The following is a 6,665-nucleotide window of genomic DNA, read 5'->3' as shown; positions in this document are numbered from 1 at the left end:
AACGCCACAAAAAAGCCCGCAACGCTGCGGGCTTTTTCATGGGCGCCACCTGCCTCGACTACAGCGAGGCCAACCAGCGGTCCACCGCCGTATAGATCGCCTCGACATCCGCCACAATCCCGCCCATGCGCAGAAAATCGTGGGTCAGCCCCTGCTGCACCTTCAACGTCACCGAAGTACCGCTGGCCTCCAGCAGGCGGGCGTATTCCAGCCCTTCGTCAAACAGCGGGTCGTATTCGGCCAGGCTCACATACGCCGGGGCCAGTTCGCCCAGCCCGCTGGCCAGCAACGGCGAGACGCGCCAGTCCAGGTGCTGCGCCGGGTCGGCACTGTAATGGTGGTAGAACCATTCCAGCGTGGCGGTCTCGAGCAGGTAGTCCTGGGCATAGCGGCGATGCGAGTCGCGCTGGCGCGAGGTATCGGTGACCGGATAGAACAGTAGCTGCGCCCTGGGCTTGAGCTGCAACGCCTGTGGCTGCTTGACCGCCGTGATCGCCAGCACGGTGGCCAGGGTGGCGCCGACGCTGTCGCCCGCGAGTGTCACCCGCTGGTTGTCCAGGTGCAGCGCCGTGGCCTGTTCAGCCAGCCAGTTGGCGGCATCCAGCGCATCATGCACGGCGGTCGGGAACGGGTATTGCGGGGCCAGCCGGTAAGCCGGCGCCAGCACCGCCTGGCACCCGCTTGCTGCCAGGCGGCGGCAGATGGAGTCATGGGAGTCCAGGCTGCCGACCACATAACCGCCACCATGAAAGAACAGCAGCGTTGGCAGCAACGCCGTGTCGCTGGCATCGGCGCGGTAAAGACGCGCCGCGATGGACTGGCCGTCGCGGGTTGGAATGCTCAGGGTAGTGACGTTGATGGCGCCTGGCGGGCAGGGGTCGAGCACTTGCGAGGTGGTTTCGAACTGCGTGCGCGCCAGTGCCAGATCAAGTTCGTGCAGCGCGCTGCTCTTGCCACTCAGGCGGCCCATCTGGGCCAGTTCCAGGAAGCCTTCGAGGTCGGGATCCAGAGGCATGTAGAGGTTCCTTGCAAAGCTATCGGTAAGCGCCGCCCCGGCTGACGGGGCGGCGGTGGTATCAACAGGTGACGCTGTGGCTTTCCTGCAACTGCTCCAGCACGCGGCGCAGCAGCTCGGGATGCTTGAGCATGTCGTAATGGCCGGCGGCCACCGGTTCGTTGAGTTGCGCCTGCACCAGGCGCAGCTGGGTCTGGCCTGCGCCGGCCCTGGCCCACCAGCACTGCGCTGGCACCTGCGTTGCGGGGAGCCCCTCGATGGCCTCGGACAATGCCTTGAGTTTCATGGCTACACGGAAGGTATGGGCCAGTTCTTCAGCGCCGATGGAGGCGAACGCCGAGGCGCTGATGACCTGGGCCTGCACCTGGGCAATCACCGTTTCGAGGTGGTTGGCAGGGCTGCTGGCGCGCACCTGCAACACCGGCAGCGCGTCACTTGGCACGCCCATGATGACACCCAGGAAGCTGCCAAGGTCTTCGCTCCAGTCCTCATCGGCTGCAGGCTGCGCAGGCGCAGATGACGGCAGAAAGCTGTCCACCAGGCCGAGGAAACCCACCCGCTGGCCCTGTTTCTCAAGCTCTTGCGCGACCAGCACCGCCAGGGTGCCGCCCAGTGACCAACCCAGCAGGTGGTAAGGACCGCTGGCCTGTTTCTGGCGGATGTACTGGGCATAGTCGATGGCCATGGCCTCGAGGGATTCGTCTTCCCAGCTACGCTCCAGCAGCATTCGACATTGCAGGCCATACACGCTGCGCTGGCCTTCCAGGCGGCGAGCCAGCGGCTCGTAGTCGAATACCGTGCCGAAGCCTGCGTGCAGGCAGAACAGCGGCCGCGCCTGTTCGACCGGGCTGTTGAGCAACAGCAACGGGTCGAGGGAAGGCACCTGGGCCTCGTAGCCCGACAGCTCGGCGATGGTCGGCTTGCCGATCAGGTCGCGCAGTTTCAGTTCGATGCCCAGCTCCGGCTGGCTACGTACCCTGGACAGCACCTTGAGCACACGCAGCGAGTCGCCCCCCAGTTCGAAGAAGTTGTCGGTAACGCCAACCTGTTCGACCTCCAGCACCTGTTGCCAGATGGCCGCCAGGCCCTGCTCCAGCGTGTTGCGCGGGGCGATGAAGGCACGCGCCTTGAAGTCCGGGTCGGGCAGGGCCTTGCGGTCGAGCTTGCCGTTGGGGTTGAGCGGGAAGGCGGCCAGCGCGAGGATCTGCGCCGGTACCATGTAGTCGGGCAGCTCGACCTGCAGTGCACCGCGCAGGCGTTCGCCCAGGTCACCGGCGTCGTCCGCTACCACGTAGCCGATCAGTTGCTTGCCGGCGCCGGTTTCACGTGCAACCACCACCGCGTCGGTCACCCCGGGTTGCTGGCGCAGGCGCGATTCGATTTCGCCCAGCTCAATGCGGAAACCGCGCACCTTGACCTGATTGTCCAGTCGGCCGAGGTAGTCGAACACGCCGTCGGCGCGCTGGCGCACCAGGTCACCGGTGCGGTACAGGCGGCTGCCATCGCCCGCGAACGGGTCGGCAACGAAGCGTTCGGCGCTGAGCCCGGGACGCTGGTGATAGCCGCGCGCCACGCCTTCGCCACCGAGGTACAGCTCGCCGGCCACGCCGTCGGGCACCGGGTTGAGCTGGTCGTCGAGTACGTACAGGGTACGTCGACCCACGCGGGTGCCGATGGGCGCATACACCGCACCGCACTGCTGGCTGGCGTCGACTTTCCACAGCAACGGCGTGACCACGGTTTCGGTGGGGCCGTAGCCGTTGGTGAGATAGGCCGGCTTGAGTGCACGCTTGACCAGCTCGAAGTTGGCCTCGGCCACCGCGTCACCACCAAAGCAGTACACCCGCACCGCCGGTGGCGGCGCTTCGACGCTGGCGGCGTGTTCGGCCAGTTGCTGCAGGTAGGCGGGCGGGAAGCAGGCGATATCGATGTTGTGCGCGTGCAGGGCCTGCCAGGTTTCCTCGGCAGTCCACAGGCGGTTGTCGCGCAGCACCAGCTGGCCGCCGCCGAGCAGGGTCGACTGCCAGCGTTCCTGGGCACCGTCGAAGGCGAACGACATGAACAGCAGCTCGCGGGTGCTGGCGTCCATCGCGTAGCGCTCGGCAATCGCCAGGCAGTGCATGCGGATCTGCCCGTGGCTGACGGCCACTCCTTTGGGCTTGCCGGTGGAGCCGGAGGTGTAGATCAGGTAGGCGAGGTTGTCCGCGTCGGCGCGAGGCGCCGGGCAACTGGCGGGGTAGGTGTCCAGGGCCAGATGGTCAAGTGTGATCAGGGTGCCGGCACCGGCATCGGCAAACCGATGCTGGAGTGAGCGTTGCGTCAGCAGCACCGGCATGCGCGAGTCTTCGACGATCCACTTGACGCGCTCCTGCGGGTAGTCGATGTCGAGCGGAACGTAGGCTGCGCCGGTCTTCATCACGGCATAGAACGCCACGATCACGTCGACCGAACGCTCCAGGGCAATGCCGACGCACACTTCAGGGCCGATGCCCTGTGCGATCAGGTGGTGGGCCAGCCGGTTGGCGCGGGTTTCCAGTTCGCCGTAGCTCAACTGCACATCGGCGCAGGTGACCGCGATACGCTGCGGCTGCCGTTCGGCATGGCTGCGGATGCACTCGGCCAGCAGCGCCGGGTCGTGGCTTGGCGGCGCCAGTTGATTGTGTTGTGCAAGTGCCTGCTGTTCGTTGGCACTGAGCATCGACAGGCTGCCCAGGGTTGCTTGAGGGTTGTCGAGCAGGGCATCGAGCAAGGTTTCGAAGCTGGTGCGGATCTGCGCCGTGGCAGCCTCGGTGAAGCGGTTGCGCAGGTAGAGGAACTCGATCTTGAGGGTGCGGCCCAGGTTGATCGCCAGGTCCATGGCGAAGTTGGTGACGTCACGACTGTTCACCTCGCCAAAGCTCAACTGATTCTGCTCGGCTTCCTGCAGGCGGTCGTCCACCGGGTAGTTTTCGAACACGATGATGCTGTCGAACAGTGCCTGGCCGTTCTGCCCCGACCAGCGTTGCACGTCGGCCAGCGAGGCATGCTCCTGGTCACGAACCTCCAGGTTGTAGGTTTGCAGTGCTTGCAGCCACTGCGCCAGCGGCATGTGCGGCTGCGGGGTCTGAATGATCGGCAGGGTATTGATGAACAGCCCGAGCATTTCTTCGGCACCGGGCAGGCTGGCCGGGCGACCGGCCACGGTGGCGCCGAAGCACACGGTGGGCTGGCCGGTGTAGCGTTGCAACAGTAGCAGCCATACGGCCTGGATCAGTGTGTTGGGCGTGATACGCAGGCGCTGGGTCTGTTCGCGCAGGCGCTGGGTGCGTGCTTCGTCCCAGTGCAGGTACAGCGCTGCATGCCCTTGCAGGTCGCCGGCCGGACGCGGTGCAATGCTGCCGGCCAGCAGGGTCGGGCCTTCAAGGTCGTGCAGCTTGTGTTTCCAGAACTGCTCCAGGCTGGCCTGGGACTGATTCTGCAGCCATTGGATATGGTCGCGATATTGCCCGCGCTTTGCCGGTGGCGTGCGCCCGTGGTACAGCTCCAGCACTTCGCCGAGCAGGCGCGAGCTGGACCAGCCGTCCATCAGGATGTGGTGGCTGGTCCAGATCAGGTGGTGCTTGTGCTCGCCCAGGTCGATCAGCGTCAGGCGCGTCAACGGCGCCTGCAGCAGATCGAAGCCTTCGGCGCAGTCCGCTTCAAGGATACGTTGCAGGGCCTTTTCATCGAACGTCGTGGCTTGCCTGGCCAGGCGACGCACCGGCAGGGTGGCGTGCTTGTACACCACTTGCAGCGGCTCATTCAGCTCGTTGGCCGACCAGAACCCGGTGCGCAGGATTTCATGGCGGGCAATCGAGGTGTTCCAGGCCGCGATGAACCGTTCGGGGTCCAACCCGATAACCGGTACGCTCATCTGGTTGATGTAGAGGCTGGCCTCGTTGGACTCCAGCGTGTGAAACAGCATGCCTTGCTGCATGGGCGAGAGTGGGTAGAGGTCCTGCACGTCGCTGCACGGTACTGGCAAACGGTCCAGTTGCGGCTGGCTAAGACGCGCCAGCGCGAAGTCCGATGGCGTCAGCCCCCTGTGCTGCGGGTCGCGACAATGCGCAATGACAGCGGCCAGTTCCAGGCAGAAGGCATCGGCCAGTTGCTGAACCGTCGCCTCCTCGAACATTTCGCTGCTGAAGCTCCAGTTCATGCTCAGCTCGCCGCCATACACCTGGCCGTTGAGCGACAGCCAGTTGCCCAGCGTTGCGTGGGCACTCTGGTTGGCGCCGGTGCTTTCAGCGGCCGGTGCGAACAGCGCGCCCACATTGCTGTCGAAGCTGGCGTCGAACTGGCCCAGGTAGTTGAAGGTGATGCGTGGGACGGGCAGTTCGCCCAGGGCCTGACGCGCGCTCCCATCGCCAAGAAAGCGCAGTGCGCCGTAGCCGATGCCCTTGTTGGGAATGGCGCGCAGCTGTTCCTTGATTGCCTTGATCGACTCGCCCATACCGCTGGCGGGGGTGAGCTTGACCGGGAACACGCTGGTGAACCAACCCACGGTACGGGTCAGGTCGATCGTGTCGAACAGGTCTTCGCGGCCATGGCCTTCCAGCTCGATCAGGCTGCTTGGCGAGCCGCTCCAACGGCCGATCACGCGTGCCAGTGCGGTCAGCAGCAAATCGTTGATCTGTGTGCGATAGGCCGCCGGTGCCTCCTGCAGCAGTTGGCGGGTGAGCTGCGTGTCGAGGCGGCTTTGCACGCTGCGTGCGTGGCGGTTCAGCAAGCTGCCGTTTGGGCGCTCGCAGGGCAGTGTGGTGGGTACATCCTGCAGTTGTGCCTGCCAGTAGTGCAGTTCCTTTTGCAGGGCCTCGCTGTGTGCATAGCCTTGCAACTGCTCGGCCCAGGCCTTGACCGAGCTGGTTTTGCCCGGCAGTTTCGTCGGCTGGTTTACCAGCCGTTGCTGGTAGGCCAGTTGCAGGTCTTCGAAGAGGATGCGCCACGACACGCCATCCACCGCCAGGTGGTGAATGACCAACAGCAGGCGCTGCTGGCCATCGGGCAGGGTCGCCAGCAGGGCGCGCAGCAGCGGGCCTTGCTGGATGTTCAGGCTGGCCTGGGCGCGATTGGCCCATTCGTTGAGCGCAGGCTCGTCAGCGACTTCGGCCTGCCACAGCAATTTGCAGGTCGGGTCCACTGGCAGGTAGCGAGCCCCTGGATGTTCGCCGTCGAGGGAGAACACCAGGCGCAAGGCATCGTGGTGTTCCAGCAGCGCGTGCAAGGCATGGTCCAGTACGGCTGCATCCAGCGGCCTGGATGGTTCGAGCATCACCGATTGATTGAAGTGATGCGGTTCGGGGGTATCGCTGAGCAAGAACAGTTGCTGGATCGGCAGCAGGGGCGTGGTGCCGAGCACGGGGCCCTGATCGATCTGCTGCGTGGTGTCGGCGACCTGCGCGACACTGGCCAGGCTCTTGATGGTCTGGTGCTGGAACAGGTCTTTGGCGCTGAAGCGGATCCCGCTCTGGCGGGCACGGCTGACCACCTGGATCGAGATGATCGAGTCGCCACCGAGCTCGAAGAAGTTGTCGTCCAGACCAATGCGCGGCAGCTTGAGCACGTCTTGCCACAAGGTGGCGATGCGTTTTTCCATTTCGGTCTGCGGTGCCACGTATTCACGCTGCAGCAA

General features: G+C 65.0%; 2 protein-coding genes. Both read right to left on the bottom strand.

Annotation, left to right across the window (positions count from 1 at the left end; all coding sequences use genetic code 11):
- Nucleotides 1–58: 58 nt before the first annotated feature.
- Complete coding sequence (locus tag NP552_RS25750; protein ID WP_274097314.1) at nt 59–1,015, bottom strand: alpha/beta hydrolase; 957 nt, start codon at nt 1,013–1,015, stop codon at nt 59–61.
- 61 nt (nt 1,016–1,076) lie between these two features.
- Nucleotides 1,077–6,665 (bottom strand): amino acid adenylation domain-containing protein (locus NP552_RS25745; RefSeq protein ID WP_443201044.1); only part of this gene is annotated, 5,589 nt, incomplete at its 5' end.

The organism is Pseudomonas sp. 8209 (assembly GCF_028682105.1).
Taxonomy (GTDB): Bacteria; Pseudomonadota; Gammaproteobacteria; order Pseudomonadales; family Pseudomonadaceae; genus Aquipseudomonas; species Aquipseudomonas palmensis.
This window is presented reverse-complemented; position numbering and strand designations above follow the sequence as displayed.

Coding starts and splice junctions, on each gene's coding strand:
- NP552_RS25750 (WP_274097314.1), bottom strand. CDS start 1,015: ATGCCTCTGGATCCCGACCTCGAAGGCTTCCTGGAACTGGCCCAGATG.